This window comes from Melittangium boletus DSM 14713 (genome assembly GCF_002305855.1).
Classification (GTDB): Bacteria; Myxococcota; Myxococcia; order Myxococcales; family Myxococcaceae; genus Cystobacter; species Cystobacter boletus.
Genome location: NZ_CP022163.1, coordinates 3481958 through 3499381, shown reverse-complemented (window position 1 = coordinate 3499381; position 17424 = coordinate 3481958). Strand labels below are relative to the sequence as shown.

9 protein-coding genes are annotated in these 17424 nt (G+C 71.2%); all 9 read left to right on the top strand.

The features are described 5' to 3' along the window. Positions 1–10: 10 nt before the first annotated feature. Entirely contained in the window at positions 11–5308 is a 5298-nt protein-coding gene (locus MEBOL_RS14675; protein WP_170115512.1) for an ELWxxDGT repeat protein, read from the top strand. 236 nt (positions 5309–5544) lie between these two features. After that, positions 5545–5706: a hypothetical protein gene (locus tag MEBOL_RS41855; RefSeq protein WP_170115511.1), complete on the top strand. Its 162-nt coding sequence runs from the start codon at positions 5545–5547 to the stop codon at positions 5704–5706. Positions 5707–5749: 43 nt separating this feature from the next. After that, positions 5750–7108, top strand: a complete 1359-nt coding sequence (locus tag MEBOL_RS14670) for an AAA family ATPase (protein WP_095978014.1) — start codon at positions 5750–5752, stop codon at positions 7106–7108. Between the two features lie 99 nt (positions 7109–7207). After that, positions 7208–10168, top strand: coding sequence for a GAF domain-containing hybrid sensor histidine kinase/response regulator (locus MEBOL_RS14665; RefSeq protein WP_095978013.1), 2961 nt, complete (start codon positions 7208–7210; stop codon positions 10166–10168). A 118-nt stretch (positions 10169–10286) separates the two neighbouring features. Next, positions 10287–11525 (top strand): vWA domain-containing protein, encoded by a 1239-nt coding sequence (locus MEBOL_RS14660; protein ID WP_095978012.1) that lies wholly within the window; start codon positions 10287–10289, stop codon positions 11523–11525. A 116-nt stretch (positions 11526–11641) separates the two neighbouring features. Next, positions 11642–13918 carry a protein-disulfide reductase DsbD family protein gene (locus MEBOL_RS14655; protein WP_095978011.1) on the top strand — a complete coding sequence of 759 codons (2277 nt, stop codon included), beginning with the start codon at positions 11642–11644 and terminating at the stop codon, positions 13916–13918. A 53-nt stretch (positions 13919–13971) separates the two neighbouring features. After that, positions 13972–14559 carry a thioredoxin family protein gene (locus tag MEBOL_RS14650; RefSeq protein WP_095978010.1) on the top strand — a complete coding sequence of 196 codons (588 nt, stop codon included), beginning with the start codon at positions 13972–13974 and terminating at the stop codon, positions 14557–14559. Between the two features lie 200 nt (positions 14560–14759). Then, positions 14760–16025 carry a Gfo/Idh/MocA family protein gene (locus MEBOL_RS14645; RefSeq protein ID WP_095978009.1) on the top strand — a complete coding sequence of 422 codons (1266 nt, stop codon included), beginning with the start codon at positions 14760–14762 and terminating at the stop codon, positions 16023–16025. Positions 16026–16149: 124 nt separating this feature from the next. Further along, a complete protein-coding gene (locus tag MEBOL_RS14640; RefSeq protein ID WP_095978008.1) occupies positions 16150–17400 on the top strand; it encodes an aromatic ring-hydroxylating oxygenase subunit alpha in 1251 nt (416 codons plus the stop codon). The last annotated feature ends 24 nt before the right edge of the window (positions 17401–17424 follow it).

Below are 17424 nucleotides of genomic sequence, written 5' to 3'. Positions count from 1 at the left end.
ACTTCACGCGATGGTGTCCAAGCGAAGTGCCAGGGCGTGCCTGGCGGTGCTGGGGGCGGTGTTGGGAAGTTGTGGGCCGTCGGACGCGGGGCTCGATGAGGCGCCCGGGGCCCGGCAGCGGCGGGACGCGGTGGAGGCTCCTTTCAGCGAGCCCTCCCTGGTCAAGGATCTCGCGCCGGATCCCTCGGGGCAGACCCATGGCAGCGACCCGCGGCGCTTCCTGCCCGCGGGCGACACCCTCTTCATCGCCGGAAGCGACTTGTGGGCGTATACCGAGCAGGGCTCCCACGCCCCGCGCATCGGCGGCGCGTCTCCGATGTCCGCGAACAGTGAACTCATCACCCTGGGCGATGAGCTCTTCCTGCTCAACTCCTTTGGCTCCATGGCGAGGACGGACGGTACGGACGAGGGCACCGTGCGGTTGTCTCCCGATTCCTTCTGGTACGGAGGACAAACCCGGGGCGTGTGCCGCGTGGGTGACGCGCTCTACCTGTCCCTGGTGGAGATGCCCGCCTTCGATTGGGAGCTGTGGCGCTACACCCGGGCGGAAGGCTTCTCGCGGGTGAAGAACATCCGCCCCACCGGTTCCGGCATGCCGGACAACCTGGTGGCCCTGGCCAACGGGACGTTCTTCTTCACCGCGGAGGATGGTGTCCACGGACAGGAATTGTGGGTGAGCGATGGCACGGAGACGGGGACGCGCCTCGTCAAGGACCTGGTGCCTGGCTCCGCGCCCAGCTCCCCACGCAATCTGGTGGCGGCGGGCGACCTGCTCTACTTCACCGTGAACGACGCGCTGTGGCGCAGTGATGGCACGGAGGAAGGGACCTCGCTCGTGCAGAGCGCTTCCTCTCCCGTCATCCGGATCAGCCCGAGCACGATGACCGCGGTGAGCAACAGGCTCTATTTCTCCGGGAGCGACAGCGCGTCGGGTTGGGAGCCGTGGACGAGCGATGGCACGGCGGCGGGCACGTATCGGGTGAAGGACCTCATCACTGGCTCCCGTGGCTCCAACCCCACCCAGTTCCGGGCGCTCGAGGGCCACCTCGTCTTCCTCGCCGAGGACCTGTCCGGCGTCCAGCGGGTATGGCGGAGCGATGGCACGGCGGCGGGCACCGTGCTCCTCTCGGACTTGCGCGCGCTGGGGGAACTGGCCGTGGCGGGCTCGCGCTTCTATGTCCGCTCGGACACCTGTGATGCGTCGCTCTCGCCGCCCTGTGGCCTCCGGCTGTGGTCGGGGGATGGCTCCGGAGCGCCACCGACGCCGCTTCAGGTGTTCACGCAGCTGTCCCTCTCGGGGGCCAGTGCGTCAGGTGACGTCCTCTCCTTCTCCGCGAATGATGGGGCGCACGGACTGGAGCCCTGGCGCACCGATGGCACCGCCGCGGGCACTTGGATGCTGGAGGATCTCAACTCGAAGGTCGTCATCAACAGCATCGACCCCGTGGGCGGCGTGGCCGTGGGCAGCTCGGTCGTGTTCGGCTCGGGCCCGCTCTCCTCCATGTGGCGCAGTGATGGCTCCGCGGCGGGGACCGGCTCCCTTCCTGGCTCGCCGACCCTCTACTGGACCTATTGGGATCAGCGTCCCCTGGTCACCGGCGGGGTGATGTATTTCTCCGGCACCGCTTCGAGCGGCGCCGAGCTGTGGCGCAGTGATGGCACCCAGGCGGGCACGTGGCTCGTCAAGGACCTGGTCCCCGGCGCGAACAGCAGCCAGCCCCGCTTCCTCTCGACGTTGGGCGACCGGTTCTTCTTCCATGCCTCCGCCGGAACGAGCGGGCATGGGTTGTGGGTGAGCGATGGCACGGCCGCGGGCACCTCGTTCATCAAGGACATCGATCCCAGCTCGGTCGGGTGGGGGAGCGCGGACGACACCGCCGCGAGCCTGGGCGGCGCGCTCTACTTCGCCGCGGCGGATGGGGTGACCGGCGCGGAGCTGTGGAAGTCGGATGGCACGGCGCAGGGCACCGTGCGGGTCGCGGACCTCGTCCCCGGCACCGCGAGCTCCAACCCGGCCTCCCTGACGCGGTTCCAGGACGCGGTCTTCTTCCTCGCCGCGGAGTCGTCGTCCAGCACCGCGGTGCGCGCGCTCCACAAGGTGGACTCCGCCACGGGCGCGGTGGTGAAGCTGGCCGCTCCGGTGTCCTTCGTGAGCCCCCTCATCCCCCTGGGCGACTCGCTCCTCGTCTTCACGACGACCCACGCGCTGTGGAAGTGGGATGGCGCCACCCAGGCCCTGTCCGAGGTGGTTCCCGCGAACACGTTCACCCGCAACATCACCTCGAGCTTCGCCCCCGCGGGCAACCAGCTCTTCTTCCTGGCCCAGACCTCCGCGACGGGCTCGGAGTTGTGGCGCACGGATGGCACCGCCGCGGGCACGCGCCTGGTGAAGGACATCCTGCCTGGGACGGGCGCTGGCGTGGGGTGGTTCGCGCCGATGGTGGGCCTGCCGGAGTACGGCCGCGTGCTGCTGAGCGCCACGGACGGCGTGCACGGCGAGGAGCTGTGGGTCTCGGATGGAACCGAGTCGGGCACCCGCATGGTGAAGGACCTCCATCCCTCCGGCTCGAGCAGCCCCGGCATGCTCGTGCGCGCGGGCAACGGCGTCTTCTTCTCCGCGGACGATGGGCCGCACGGCCGGGAGCTGTGGCGGCTGCCGCTGCCCGCGCTGCCCGGGGATGCGCCGCCCGTCGTGACGTGTCCGGCGCCGGAGGCCGTCGAGGCCCTGTCCGCTTCTGGCGCGCCCGTCTCCTGGCCGCCCGCCACGGCCACGGATGACCACACGGCGTCGCCCCGGGTGACGTACAGCGCGGCGTCCGGTTCCGTCTTCCCCGTGGGCACGACGGTGGTGTCGGTGCGTGCCGAGGACGACACGGGCAACGTGAGCTTCTGCGATTTCCCGGTGACGGTGCGGGACACCACACCCCCCGGGGTGACGTGCCCGGCGGACAAGACGGTGGTGGCCACCAGCGTCGTGGGCGCCACGGTCTTCTACGACCTCGCGCGAGCGACGGACTCGGTGACGGCCTCGCCGGAGGTGACGTACAGCCATCCCTCGGGCGTCCTCTTCCCCGTCGGGGAGACGCGGGTGACGGCCACGGCGGCGGACGCGGCGGGCAACACGCGCAGCTGCACCTTCCGCGTCACCGTGACGGATGGGTCGCGGCCGTGGATCACCTGCCCCGCGAGTGTCACGGCCGAGGCCACTTCCTCCGCGGGCGCTCCGGTGAGTTTCGCCGCCACGGCGGGAGACGAGCTGCCCGGCGTGACGGTGACCTACAGCACGGCTCCGGGCTCCCGGTTCGCCCTGGGCAACACGATGGTGACCGCGACGGCGAGGGACGTGGCGGGCAACACGAGTACGTGCTCCTTCTGGGTGAAGGTGACGGACAGCACCGCGCCCCAGGTGACGTGCCCGGCGGACTTCGCCCAGGAGGCCACCGGGGCCTCGGGCGCGTCCGTGACCTACTCCGCTCAGGCGTCCGACTCCGTGACGATCTGGCCGAGGCTGAGGTACAGCCCCGCGCCGGGGAACACCCTGCCGCTGGGCACCACGCGGGTGACGGCGACGGCGACGGACGAGGCGGGCAACGCGGGCACCTGCTCCTTCAACGTCACGGTGCGCGATACCCTCGCCCCCGTGGTGACGTGCCCGGCGGACCAGCTCCTGGAACTGACGGGGCCCGGAGGCGCGAGCACCACCTTCTCCGCCTCCGCGAAGGACGCGGTGTCGGGCTCGCCGTCCGTCACGTACAGCCATGCCTCGGGCGGCCTGTTCTCCCTGGGCGAGACGGTGGTGACGGCGTCGTCCACGGACGCGGCGGGCAACACGGGCACCTGCTCCTTCCGCGTCACGGTGAGGGACACCCAGAAGCCCGTGCTCACATGCCCCTCGGGCGTGGTCGTCGAGGCCTCGTCGGCCGAGAGCACGTCCGCCTTCTATCCCTCCGCCACGGTTTCGGATCTCTCGGGGGCGGTGACGGTGACGTACAGCCAGCCCTCGGGCTCCGGGTTCTCGCTCGGGGTGACGAAGGTGTCGGTGGGGGCGGCGGATTCCTCGGGCAACGCGAGCGCCTGCTCCTTCACGGTCTGGGTGCGTGACACCACCGCGCCCGTGCTCACTTGTCCCCAGGAAGTGCGCCTCGAGGCCTCCAGTGCCTCGGGCGCGGTGGGCACCTTCTCCGTCTCGGCCATGGACGCGGTGACGGCCTCGCCGGCGCTCACGTTCAGCCACGCCTCGGGCAGCACCTTCCACCTGGGCACCACGACCGTGACGGTGACGGCGCGGGACGCCGCGGGCCTGTCGTCCACCTGCTCCTTCCCCGTCAAGGTGGTGGACACCACGAAGCCCTTCCTCGACTGCACCGCGCCCCTCTTCATCGAGGCCGCCAGCGCCGCGGGCACCCCCGTCACCTACGACTGGGTGCGTGCCTGGGACAGCGTGTCCGGGGTGACGCTGAGCCACAGCGTGCCCCCGGGCTCCGTCTTCCCCCTGGGCGAGACGGCGGTGACGGTGTTGGCGATCGATGCCGCGGACAACATCGCGGCGTGCTTCTTCAGGGTGCGGGTGGTGGACTCGCTCGCGCCCGCGCTCACGTGTCCGGTATCCCTGGTGGCCGAGGCCTCCGGGCCCCAGGGCGCGCAGGTGGGCTTCACGGTCACGGCGGTGGACGCGGTGACGGCCTCGCCGAGGTTGGAGTACAGCCACGCGCCGGGCGGCGTCTTCCCCGTGGGCACCACGCAGGTGACGGTGACGGCCTGGGACGAGGCGGACAACCACCGCGCCTGCTCCTTCCCCGTCACGGTGCGCGACACGACGAAGCCCACGCTCACGTGCCCCGCGTCCGTCACGGTCGAGGCCACGGGCGCCACGGGAACGCCCGTCAACTACGGAGAGGCCACGGCCTCGGACGCGGTGTCGGCGGTGACGCTGGGCTACAGCAGGCCCTCGGGAGCGCGCTTTCCCACGGGCAGCACGCCGGTGACGGTGACGGCGCGGGACGTGGCGGGCAACGAGGCCACGTGCGCCTTCGACGTGACGGTGCGCGACACCACGGCGCCGGTGGTGACGTGCCCCGCCAACCTGGTGCGGGAGGCGGAGGGGCCCGAGGGGGTCGCCGTGAGCTTCGTGGCGACGGTGAGGGACGCGGGGACGAGCCGGCTGGTGCCCACGTACAGCCATGCACCGGGCAGCGTGTTTCCGCCAGGCCAGACGCGGGTGAGCGTGAGCGCCCGGGACTCCGCGGGCAACACCGGCACGTGCTCGTTCCTCGTCTCCGTGGTGAACACCCGCGCCGCCTCGCACTGAGGACCCGCCCGCCCGGCTGCTCTCCGGCCGGTCGCTGGCGCGTGTGGGCCTTTTCAAGACGTGTCCCGCTGTCTCAGAGGCTTCTGAACAGCGGGCAACCCCCAGGGGTAGGGGTATGTCGGTCCCGTGAATACAATCCCCAGTGCTCGATTGGTTGAAAGGCCAAGCACTTTACAACGCGGGGCGCAATGCCCACCCTGGAAGAGTAAATCGGTCAAACGCGCGGGGAGGCCGCCATGGTGCACGACGACAGGACGTATCTGGATGACGAGGGCCTGGAGTACGCATCGAAGGAGCGCCGTGACGAGGAGTCGGAGTCGCCCGGGGTGGTGCGGATTGGCGCCGGCGGCTTTCTGTGGGGCGCGGATGAGGCATACGGCGGCTACGACGCCGAGTAGGGTCTGGCCCCCGCGTCGGAGGAACTGACGCGGGGGTGGACGTGTGACGGCGAGCGAATCGAGCACGAGACAGGCGGAGCTGGCGGGGTTCGACCGGTTGCTGCCCGCGCTGAAGGAAGCGTACCGGCGCCAGCGGGGCAAGGCGTGGACGTCCGAGGAACTGGGCGCGTTCGCGGGCTTGCCCGCGGCGGAGGTGGCCCGGACGCTGGAGCGGTTCGCCGCGGAGCTGGGACTCGCGGAGCTGCTCTTCGGCGATGACGAGGGCCTGGTGGGCGCCATCCAGCTCTCGGCCGCCGTGGAGGACACCGCCTCTTTCGAGGCCGTGCACGCGGGGCTCGCGGCCCAGGCGCCGCTGCGAGGTCCCTCTCACATCACGGAGCTGGAGGTGGACGGCCACCGGATGCTCCAGAGGCTCGTATTGCGGCCCGGGGCCCTGACGGTCCTCACGGGCGCGCCGGGCTCGGGCAAGTCCTCGATCCTCGACTGTCTGGAGCGGCTGTCGCTCGCGATGGCGGGGCCGGTGCCCTCCCAAGGTGATTCCCAGGTCCCCGAGCGGCTTCACCTGTCCCTGCGCCTCGAGAGCGGCGCGGGCCAGCGCGTGCTCTACACCGTGAGCCTGGGGGGCACGCGTGCCGTGCCTCGCGTCACCTCGGAGCGGCTGGAGGCCGGCGAGGGCTTCGCCGTGCTCGACTTCCAGAATGGCCAGGGCGTCGTCCGCACGGCGACGGCGGAGCCACCCCGGCCCCGGGTGCTCGCGACCCCTCGGACGGTGCTGGCCGGGGAACTCGCGCTGCGCGGCGCGCTGGAGGCGCCCGTCCCGGGCGTGGTCACCAGCGTGCGGAGCCTCCTGGAGGGCTGGCGTTTCCACCGGGGCTTCGACGTCTCCGCGGGCGCGGCCTCGCGGCGGCCCGCGCTCTCGGAGCCCGAGCCCGTGCTGGCGGCGGATGGCGCCAATCTGAGCGCCGTGCTCTTCGAGCTGTGGGCCGCGCATCCCGAGCGCTGGCGCGAGCTCGAGTCCCACCTGCGCGCGGCCCTGCCGTCCTTCGAGGGGCTGTCGGTCAGGCCCCAGGGCGGTCTGGGCACGGTGATGGGCGTCTGGCGCGAGGCGGGCGTGCGCGAGCCGCTGACGCTCGGCGAACTGTCGGATGGAACACTTCTGCTGCTGTGCCTGGCGGTGGTGTGCCTGTCGCCTCGTCCAGCGCCACTGCTGGTGCTGGACGGCCTCGAGGTGGGGCTCCATCCCCAGGTATTGCCCACACTCGGAGCGCTCCTCCAGCGGGCCGCGATGGAGACGCAGGTGCTCGTGGCCACGGCGTCCTCCGAGCTCATCGCCTGCCTGCCAACCGACGCGCGAGTGCTGCTCACCAAGGCGTCCGGGCGCGCCGTGGCCTCGCGGGGGTAGTGGTGGCTCCTCGCAGGGGAGGCATCCATTCCGGCGATGACTGTTCGGGGGCGCGGAATCTGGGTTAAGTGAGGCGAGGCCCGTTTCGTCCGAGCGTTCATGCCCCCCTCCTCCGTGTCCTCTCTCGCTCCGGAGCGCGTCCTGACCCCCGCCGGGGGGGAGATGGGCGAGCGCATCCGCGCCTTCGATTGGTCCACCACGCCGCTGGGGCCGCTCTCCCAGTGGCCCGCGAGTCTGCGCACCACCGTCAACATCCTGCTGCTCGCGCCGTTGCCCATGGCGCTGCTCTGGGGGCCGGAGGGGATCCTCCTTTATAATGATGGGTATGCCCGCATCGCGGGAGGCCACCATCCCCAGGTGTTGGGTCTGCCGGCGGTGGTGGGCTGGCCGGAGATCGCGGACTTCAACCGGGGCGTCATCGAGGCGGGCCTGCGGGGCGAGTCGCTGTCCTTCAAGGATCGGCACCTGGTGCTGCACCGCAACGGGGTCCCCGAGGAGACCTGGTTGGATCTGACGTACACGCCCGTGACGGACGAGTACGGCCAGCCGATGGGCATGTGGGCCATCGTGGTGGAGACCACGGAGCGGGTGAAGGAGGAGCGGCGGCGGCGGCGGGCCGAGACGAGCCTGCTGGTGGCCAACGAGCGCATCCAACTGGCGCTGGACGCGGGGGCGGTGATCGGCACCTGGGTGTGGGACATCCCCGCGGACCGCTTCTCGGCGGACGCGCGCTTCGCGAGGACCTTCACGATGAACGCGGAGCACCTGGAGGAAGGCGTGCCGCTCGCGCGGGCGGTGCAATCCATCCATCCGGAGGACACGGCGCGGGTCGAGGAGCTCATCGCCAGGGCGGTGCGCGAGGGGGGCCTCTACCGGGCCGAGTACCGGGTGCGGCAGTGGGATGGCTCGTGGATGTGGATCGAGGCGAACGGCCATTGCGAGCGGGATGCCCAGGGCCGGGCGCTGCGCTTTCCGGGGGTGTTGCTGGACATCGACGCGCGCAAGAAGGCCGAGTCGCGGCAGGCCTTCCTGCTGGCGCTCTCCGACCGGCTGCGCCCGTTGTCCGAGCCGCGCGCCATCATGTCCCTGGCGGCCGAGCTGTTGGGACGGCGCCTGGGCATCCACCGCGCGGGCTACGCCGAGTTCGACGCGAGCCAGACGATGGTGGAGTTCGTCACGAGCTGGAGCGAGGGGCCGTTGGGTCCGCTGGAGGGGCGGTACGCGCTCGCGCTCTTCGGCCGCCCGGTCGTGGCCGGGTTGGAATCGGGCCAGACGGTGATCTTCGAGGACATGATGCGGGATGAAGGCGCCGCGGATGTCTCCGACGCCCTGGGGGCGAGGGCGGCGGTGGTGGTGCCGCTCATGCGCGCGAACCTGCTGCGGGGGGTGCTCTACCTCAACCACCGGGAGGTGCGGGCCTGGCCGCCGGAGGAAATCTCCCTGGTGGAGGAAGTGGCCTCGCGCACCTGGGAGGCGTTGGAGCGGGCGCTGGCGGAAAAGGAACTGCGCGAGCTCAACGTCTCGCTGGAGAAGCGCGTCGAGGAGCGCACCCGCGAGCGCAACCGCTTGTGGGAGCTGTCCCAGGCGCCCTTCCTCATCGCGGACATGGAGGGCCGCTGGGTGAGCATGAGCCCCGCGTGGACGACGCTGCTCGGCTGGAGCGAGGACGAACTGCTCGGCCGCACCTCGGAGTGGATGGAGCACCCGGAGGACCGGAACGCGACGCGCTCGGAGGTCAGCCAGCTCTCCGAGGGGCAGCGCACGCTGCGCTTCGAGAACCGCTTCCGTCACAAGGACGGCTCCTACCGGTATTTCTCCTGGTTGGCCGTGCCGTCCGAGGGGCTGCTCTACTGCGTGGCGCGCGACGTGACGGAGGACAAGCAGCGCGAGGCGGAGCTGGCGCGCACCCAGGAGCAGTTGCGCCAGTCCCAGAAGATGGAGGCGGTGGGGCAGCTCACGGGCGGCATCGCGCACGACTTCAACAACCTGCTGGCGGGAATCGTCGGGGCGTTGGATCTGCTCGCCCGGCGCATCAAGAGCGGCAAGCTGGACAACGTGCAGCGCTACATCGACGCGGCCACGGCGTCGGCCAACCGCGCGGCGGCGCTCACCCACCGGCTGCTGGCCTTCGCGCGCCGGCAGTCGCTGGACGTGAAGCCCACGGACATCAACGCCCTGGTGCTGTCCCTGGAGGAGCTGCTGCACCGCACGCTCGGGGAGAACGTCTCGCTCAAGACGCAGCTCAAGGCGGACCTGTGGACGGCGCGCACGGACGCCAACCAGTTCGAGAGCGCGCTGCTCAACCTGGTCATCAACGCCCGGGACGCCATGCCGGACGGGGGCAAGCTCACCATCGAGACGGCCAACACCCACCTGGACGAGTCCTACGTCCGGGCCTTCGAGGGGCTCGCGGCGGGGGACTACGTGGTGATGTGCGTGAGCGACACGGGCACGGGCATGACTCCGGACGTGGTGGCCAAGGCGTTCGACCCCTTCTTCACGACCAAGCCCATCGGGCAGGGCACGGGCCTGGGCCTGTCGATGATCTACGGCTTCGTGCGCCAGTCCGGCGGCCACGTGCGCATCTACAGCGAGGTGGGCCAGGGCACCACCGTCAAGCTCTACCTGCCGCGTCATGGGGCGGAGGCGGCGGCCCGGGAGAAGGTGGCGGGCGAGGCCCAGCGGGCGCTCGAGGGCGAGACGGTGCTGGTGGTGGAGGACGACCCGTCCGTGCGCATGGTGGTGGTGGACGTGTTGCAGGACCTGGGCTACCGGGCGCTGGAGGCGGGGGACGCGAAGCAGGCGCTGCCTCATCTGGAGGGGCGGGGGCGGATCGATCTGCTCGTCACGGATGTGGGCCTGCCAGGGATGAACGGCCGGCAGCTCGCGGAGATCGCCCGGCAGAAGCGGCCGGGGCTCAAGGTGCTCTTCGCCACGGGCTACGCGGAGGGGGCGGCGGTGCGCGGCGGCTTCCTGGCCGAGGGCATGGAGATGATCACCAAGCCCTTTCCGGTGGACGTGCTCGCGGCGAGGCTGCGCGCCATGCTGACGCCGGACTGAGGGCCCCCGGGCGGGGGCGCTCTCCGGATTTCCTCTGGAGGGGGGGTGTAGGTGATACTGGGGGAAGTGTGGCCCTTCGCGCGGTTCGCGGGGGAGGGCGCGCACGGAGGACGTAGCGATGAATCTGACGGCCTGGGCGGTCGAGCGCGATGGAGGCGGGGGGCGGGACGTGAACCTGCTCGTGACCGTGGAGGCCTCGGCGGACGCGCCCCGGGCGCCGGTGGCGGTCAACCTGGTGTTGGATCGCAGCGCGTCCATGAGGGGCTCGCCCCTGGCGGCGGCGGTGGAGGCCGCGCAACTGCTCGTCGAGCGCGCGGGGCCCAAGGACTACCTGGGCCTGCTCGCCTTCGACGGCGTGCCCGAGCAGCTCGCGCCCCTGTCCATCATGGACTCGGGCTCCCGCGCGCGCCTGTCCGAGCGGCTGTCGGCGATGAGGACGGGCTCGGGCACGGCGCTGCACGAGGCGGTGGAGTCCGCGGCGGCCGCCATGCGCCGGCTGTTCGTCCCCGGCGCGCGTCCGAAGCTGCTGGTGCTCACGGATGGCGAGCCCTCGGTGGGCCCGCGCGCCATCGCGGAGTTCCGCACGCTGGGCTCGCAGGTGGCCGAGTCGGGCATCTCCCTGCACGCGCTGGGGCTCGGGCGGCACTACCTGCCGGAGATCCTGGAGGCGCTCACGGGCCCCTCGGGCACGGGCTTCACCCATGTGGATGACGCGGAGGGGCTGCCCGTGGCGACGGCGGCGCTGGTGGCCGAGCTCTTCGGCGAGGTGGGCACCTACGCGCGCCTGTTCGTGCGTCCCACGGGCTTCTCCGAGCTCCTGTGCCGTCACCGCTACCCGGCGCGGGGCGAGGGGGACTCGCTGAGCGTGGGCCTGGGCTCGCTCTCGCATGCCTTCGCGCGCCGGGCGCTCTTCAGCGGGCGGCTGGAGACGGCCGAATGGTCGCTCGGCGTGACGACGACGTGGATGGAGAACGGGGACACGCGGCGGGTGACGGTGCCCGTGCAGCGGGTGCTGCCCGACAGCCAGGAGGGCCGGATGATCCGCGCGGTGGGCGCGGAGTTGGATCTGGTGGCCGCCGAGTCCGCGTCCTGGAAGGCGCTCATGCGCAAGAACCCGGTGGCGGCCGCGCAGTCGCTCTCCGCGGCGGAGAACGCCCTGCGGGAGCTGGTGGACCTGGACGCGGAGCAGGTGCCCGCCCGGCGCCATGTGGAGCGGTTGAGGGACTTGCGTCAGGCGGTGGATCGCAAGGCGGGGGAGCTGCCCGCGCTGCTGGTGCGCCGGGCCCGGGCCGAGGACGCGCGCACGGGCTTGAGCATCGTCCAGGCGCTGCCCGTGCCCCGTAAATCGGGCCACTGAAACCACCGCCCTCGAATCGCCACCAGGGGAATGGACGCCTGACCGGAAGGTTGATGGGCGCCAAATACCCGGTGGAAGGATGGCGGATGCCGGGCCGGTGGGTTAACGGGAGGCACATGACGCGTCCACGGGCACGACGTACGAGCGGCGGAGGGCTTTTCTTCCTGGCGGGGCTGGGACTCTGGCTGGCGGCCGGAGGGGCCGGGGCCGCGCCGCCACCGGCCTCGGCGGTGGCCAGCGGCGCCCTGGACGAGGGCAAGTCCCGGGTCGAGGCCACGCTCCTCACGGACGTGACGCAGGTGAAGCCCGGGGACTCCTTCCGGGTGGGCGTGCTCTTCAAGATGCACCCCGGCTGGCACATCTACTGGAAGAATCCAGGCGAGTCGGGCCTGGCGTCGGAGATTTCCTGGGACACGCCGGGCAGCACGGTGGGGGAGTTGCAGTGGCCCATGCCCTCCACGCTGCGCACCTCGGATGGCTTCATCACCACGTACGGGTACGAGGGCGAGGTGCTGCTGTCGGCCCAGGCCCACGCCTCGGAGAAGGCCGAGGGCTCGCTGCAGCTCTCGGCCGCGGCGGACGTGCTGGTGTGCGAGGTGAACTGCCTGCCCGCGCAACTGGTGCTCCTGCGCCAGCTGCCGGTGGGCCCCGAGACGCACCGGGACGCCGAGCACGCGCCGGCCTTCGACGCGGCGCTCGCCCGGGTGCCGGTGGCGCCCGAGCGCGCGAACTACACGGTGGCGCTCGCGTTGGATCAGCCGTCGTTGACCACGGGGCGGGCCTTCACGGGCACCGTGACCCTGGCGGGCACCTCGGGGGTGCCGCCGCCCACGGTGGACAAGGACTTCTTCGTGCCCGAGCGCGTGCCCGGCATCAAGCACCTGGCGCTCACCGCCGTCGACGGCCAGCCCGGCACCTTCAAGCTGGAGGGCAAGGCCTCTCCGGACGTCCCCGCGAGCGAGCCGCGCTTCACGGGCGTGTTGCGCCTGGGCACGGCGGCCTCGGGCTACCACGCGCTGCGCCTGGACCTGCCGCTCGCGCCCGTGGTGAAGGGCTCGGCGGAGAAGGGCGTGGCGCCCGCCGCGGCTCCGAAGGCGGTGTCGGCGGGGGTCCCGGGCGCGGCGCCCGTCGCGGCGCCCGCGGAGGCCTCGGGCCTGTCGCTCGGGCTGGTGCTGGTGTTCGCCTTCCTGGGCGGCCTGCTGCTCAACCTCATGCCGTGTGTCTTCCCGGTGCTGGCGCTCAAGGCCTATGGCTTCACCCGGACGGTGGGGGATGAGCGCGGACGGGTGGGGGCGCACGCGCTCGCCTACACGGGGGGCATCATCGGCTCGCTGCTGGCGCTGGCGCTCGCGGTGCTGGCGCTGCGCGCGGCGGGACACGGCGTGGGCTGGGGCTTCCAGTTCCAGGAGCCGCTCTTCGTGGCCGGCGTGGCGGCGGTGCTCGTGGCCTTCAGCTTGAACCTCTTCGGCGTCTTCAACGTGGGCACGGACGGCACCGCCCTGGTGGAGAAGGTGGACGCGAGCCACGGCCTGGGCCGCAGCGTGGGCGAGGGCGTGCTGGCGGTGGTGCTGGCCACGCCCTGCTCGGCGCCGATGTTGGGCACGGCGGTGGGCTTCGCGCTCACGTCGGGCCCGGCCACGGTGATTCTCACCTTCGTGCTCATGGGCCTGGGGCTCGCGCTGCCCTTCTGCCTGCTGGTGCTCGTGCCGGGCCTCGCCAGGCGCCTGCCCCGGCCGGGTGCGTGGATGGAGCGCTTCAAGCAACTGCTCGGCTTCGCGCTCCTGGGCACCACGGTGTGGTTGGTGTGGGTGATGGGCGGGCTCACGGGGGTGGATGGCATGGCGCGCACGCTCGCCTTCCTGGCCGTGGTGGCCCTGGGCGCGTGGCTGTACGGCCTGGTCCAGGGCACCTCGGGCACGCGCAAGCTCATGGGCGTGGCGGCGGCGGTGGGGTTGGTGGCCCTGGGCGGTGCCTGGAGCCTGCGCTTCGACGAGGTGGCTCCCCAGGCGGCCCGGGTGACCGGGGTCCAGGCCTGGAGCGAGGAGGCGGTGGCCACGGCGCTCGCGGCGGGCCAGCCCGTCTTCATCGACTTCACCGCGGACTGGTGCCTCACCTGCAAGTTCAACGAGCGCACCGTGCTCCAGGACGAGGACGTGCGCGCCGCCTTCGCCCAGCACCAGGTGGCCTTCCTGGTGGCGGACTGGACGCGGCGCGACGCGCGCATCAGCGCCAAGCTGGCCGAGTTCGGCCGGGCGGGCGTGCCCATGTACCTGCTCGTGAGCCCCTCCGCCCCGGACAAGCCCGAGGTCCTCAACGAGCTGCTCACCGAGGACACCCTCATCGACGCCGTGCGCCGCGCCTCTGGCCGCGTGGCGGACGCGCGCCCCTACTGAGGCCGTGGAGCCTCTTTTCCCGTAGTCCCCTCACTCCAGGAGCACTGATCGCCATGAAGTCTCTCTTCACCGCAGTGGCCCTCTCCGTGATGCTGCCCGTGGTGGCCTTCGCCGCCGACACCGCCCAGGTGGGCAAGCCCGCTCCCGCCTTCACCCTCAAGGACGAGGCCGGCAAGGAGCACTCGCTCTCGAAGTACAAGGGCAAGATCGTCGTGCTCGAGTGGACCAACCCCGGCTGCCCCTTCGTGCAGCGCCACTACACGGCCAACACCATGCAGAAGACGTTCGGCGGCTTCGATTCCTCCAAGGTCGTCTGGCTCGCCGTGGACTCCACCGCGAGCAACACGCCGGACAAGTCCGCCGCCTGGAAGAAGGAGAAGGGCTTCTCCTTCCCCGTGCTCCAGGATCCGAGCGGCAAGGTCGGCAAGGAGTACGGTGCCAAGACCACGCCGCACATGTACGTCATCGATGACAAGGGCGTGGTGCGCTACGCGGGCGCCATCGACGACGACGCGCGCGGCAACAAGACGGCGGACACCACCAACTACGTGAAGACGGCCGTGGACGCGCTGCTCTCCGGCAAGGACGTGCCCACGGCCACCTCCGAGCCCTATGGCTGCTCGGTGAAGTACAAGAGCTGAGCCCGTCTCCTCTATCAGCCCACGAGCCAACAGTGATGGGCTCGGGGGTGTCGCTCATGCCACGCTCGCGCGCCCTTCCGGCACTTGTCGCTGGAGGGGCGCGGCTTTATCGGGTGCTGTGTTCCCTCACCGCCGCATGACGCGCCGCGCCTTGTCCGGGCCGCCGCGCGCCGTGCGCCACATCGGGAGGCTGGGACACAATGAAGCGCGATGACGCCAGGGGTTGGACACGCCGGGGGCTCTTGAGCACCGCGGGCGGCATGGTGGGGGCGGGGCTGTGGTTGCCGGAGGCGCTGGCGGCCGCGGGCGGCAAGAGCGAGGTGAAGCTGCCGCCCATGAAGTCGCCCACCGAGGTGGAGTCGCCGCTGCCCGAGCCGATGGCCCCCGACAAGCGCGTGGGCTTCGCCATCGTGGGCCTGGGCCGGCTGTCGCTCGAGGAACTGCTGCCCGCCTTCGGCCAGTGCGAGAAGAGCCGCGTGGTGGCGCTGGTGAGCGGCGACAAGGACAAGGCCCGCACGGTGGCGCGGCAGTACGGCGTCTCCGAGAAGAACCTCTACGACTACAAGAACTACGACACGCTCGCGGACAACCCCGAGGTGCAGGCCGTCTACATCGTGCTGCCCAACCACATGCACGCCGAGTACACGGTGCGCGCGGCCAAGGCGGGCAAGCACGTGCTGTGCGAGAAGCCCATGGCCAACTCCGTGGCCGAGTGCCAGCAGATGATCGACGCGTGCCGTGTGGCGAAGAAGCAGCTCATGGTGGCCTACCGGCTCCAGTACGAGCCGCACCACCGCGCCGCCATCCAGCTCGCGCGGAGCAAGAAGCTCGCGGCGCTCAAGCTCTTCAGCGCGGACAACGGGCAGAACCAGGCGCCCGAGCCGCAATGGCGGCACAAGAAGGCGATGGCGGGAGGCGGCGCGCTGCCGGACGTGGGCATCTACTGCCTGTCCGCCGCGCGCTACCTGAGCGGCGAGGAGCCCGTGGAGGTCTGGGGCTCCCTGTACAGCACGCCGGGCGACGCGCGCTTCAAGGAGGTGGAGGAGGACTTCCTCTTCACCCTGCGCTTCCCCTCGGGCCTCATCGCCCAGTGCACCACGGGCTATGGACACCACGAGAGCCGCCGCATGCGGCTGATGGGCTCGGAGGCCTGGGTGGACCTGGATCCCGCCTTCTCCTACAGCGGCCTGCGCATGCGCATCTCTCGCAAGTCCCCGGAGGATCCCCGCGCCTCGGACACCCTCGAGCGGAGCCTTCCGCGGAAGAGCCAGTTCGCCCGGGAGATGGACCACTTCGCCGAGTGCGTCCAGAACAACCGCACGCCGCACACGCCCGGGGAAGAGGGTATGCAGGATCAGCGCATCATCGAGGCGCTCTACCGCGCGGCGCGCGAGGGCAAGCCCCAGAAGCTGGAGGCACCGGGCAAGCTGGACGCGTTCCGGGGGCCGCCTCCCTCCGAGGGTTGATCGCTCCAGGCCCGGGAGGACCGGGCCTTGGCCGCGAGGTGGGGGAGTAACGGGGCGTGAAGGGCGCGCTTGTCGGGCGCCAGGACGCTCCGGACCTTGTTTCCACCGAGACAGGAAGACGCCCATGTCCGCTCCCATCGATTCGTTCTGGCCGTGGCCCCGGGAAGACACGACGCATGTGCCGTACCGGGTCTTCACGGACGCCGGACTGTTCCAGCGCGAGCAGGAGCGCGTCTTCCAGGGGCCCACGTGGAGCTACGTGGGGTTGGAGGCCGAGGTGCCCGGGGAGGGCAGCTTCCGCACCACGCACATCGGCGAGGTGCCCGTCATCCTGTCGAGGGGAGGAGACGGGCGGGTGCACGTGCTCGTCAACCGCTGCGCGCACCGGGGCGCGCTGGTGCTGCGCGAGGCGTATGGCCAGAGGAAGCGCTTCAACTGCATCTACCACCAGTGGGGGTACGATCCGGACGGCCGCTTGCGCGCGGTGCCCTTCAAGCAGGGCGTGGAGGGGCACGGGGGCTATCGCGACGTGCCCCTGGACATGCAGGCGCTGAGCCTGCGCCGCCTGCGGGTGGAAGTGCTCAATGGCCTGGTGTTCGCCACCTTCCGCGACGACACCCCTCCGTTGCGCGAGTACCTGGGCGGCGTCTGGCCGCAATTCACGCGCGTGTTCGACGGGAGGAAGCTGGAGGTGCTCGGCTATCTGCGCCAGCGCGTGAAGGCCAACTGGAAGCTGTACTTCGAGAACGTGAAGGATCCGTACCACGCGGGACTCCTGCACCTGTTCGTGGCCACCTTTGGCCTGTTCCGCTCGACGCAGCGGGGCGAGACGCTGGCGGAGCCGAGTGGCTGCGGACACCTCGTCTCCTACCAGGGCGGCACCCAGGAGCACCCGGAGCAATACGAGCAGCAGGGCCTGTCCACGTACCGCAAGGGCTACCGCCTGCGGGCGCCGGAATTGATGCGCAAGCTGCCGGACCTGGCGGACGACGTGGCGGTGTCCATCCAGACGGTCTTCCCGAGCCTCGTCATCCACCGCATCTCCAACAGCATCGCCACGCGGCAGGTGTTGCCCCGCGGGGTGGACGAGTTCGATCTGGTGTGGACGCTGCTGGGCTACGCGGACGATCCGGTGGAGCTGCGCAACCAGCGGATCCTCCAGGCGAACCTGGTGGGCCCCTCGGGCTTCATCTCGCTGGAGGACGTGGAGGCGCTGGAGATCGTCCAGCGGGGCATCCAGGGCGAGCGGGGGGACGCGGCCTTCGTGGGGCTCGGGGGGACGCGGGTGCTGTACGGCGAGCCGGAGCCGGACCTGGCCAACGAGACGGCCCTGCGAGGCTTCTGGAAGACGTGGCGCACCTTGATGGACGTCTGAGGGGGAGGGGACGACCGTGGGAAG

Bases quoted from the DNA above. Each gene is read 5' to 3' on its own strand.
- MEBOL_RS14665 (WP_095978013.1), top strand. From the start codon at position 7,208: ATGCCCCCCTCCTCCGTGTCCTCTCTCGCTCCGGAGCGCGTCCTGACC.
- MEBOL_RS14645 (WP_095978009.1), top strand. From the start codon at position 14,760: ATGAAGCGCGATGACGCCAGGGGTTGGACACGCCGGGGGCTCTTGAGC.
- MEBOL_RS41855 (WP_170115511.1), top strand. From the start codon at position 5,545: ATGGTGCACGACGACAGGACGTATCTGGATGACGAGGGCCTGGAGTAC.
- MEBOL_RS14660 (WP_095978012.1), top strand. From the start codon at position 10,287: ATGAATCTGACGGCCTGGGCGGTCGAGCGCGATGGAGGCGGGGGGCGG.
- MEBOL_RS14655 (WP_095978011.1), top strand. From the start codon at position 11,642: ATGACGCGTCCACGGGCACGACGTACGAGCGGCGGAGGGCTTTTCTTC.
- MEBOL_RS14640 (WP_095978008.1), top strand. From the start codon at position 16,150: ATGTCCGCTCCCATCGATTCGTTCTGGCCGTGGCCCCGGGAAGACACG.
- MEBOL_RS14675 (WP_170115512.1), top strand. From the start codon at position 11: ATGGTGTCCAAGCGAAGTGCCAGGGCGTGCCTGGCGGTGCTGGGGGCG.
- MEBOL_RS14650 (WP_095978010.1), top strand. From the start codon at position 13,972: ATGAAGTCTCTCTTCACCGCAGTGGCCCTCTCCGTGATGCTGCCCGTG.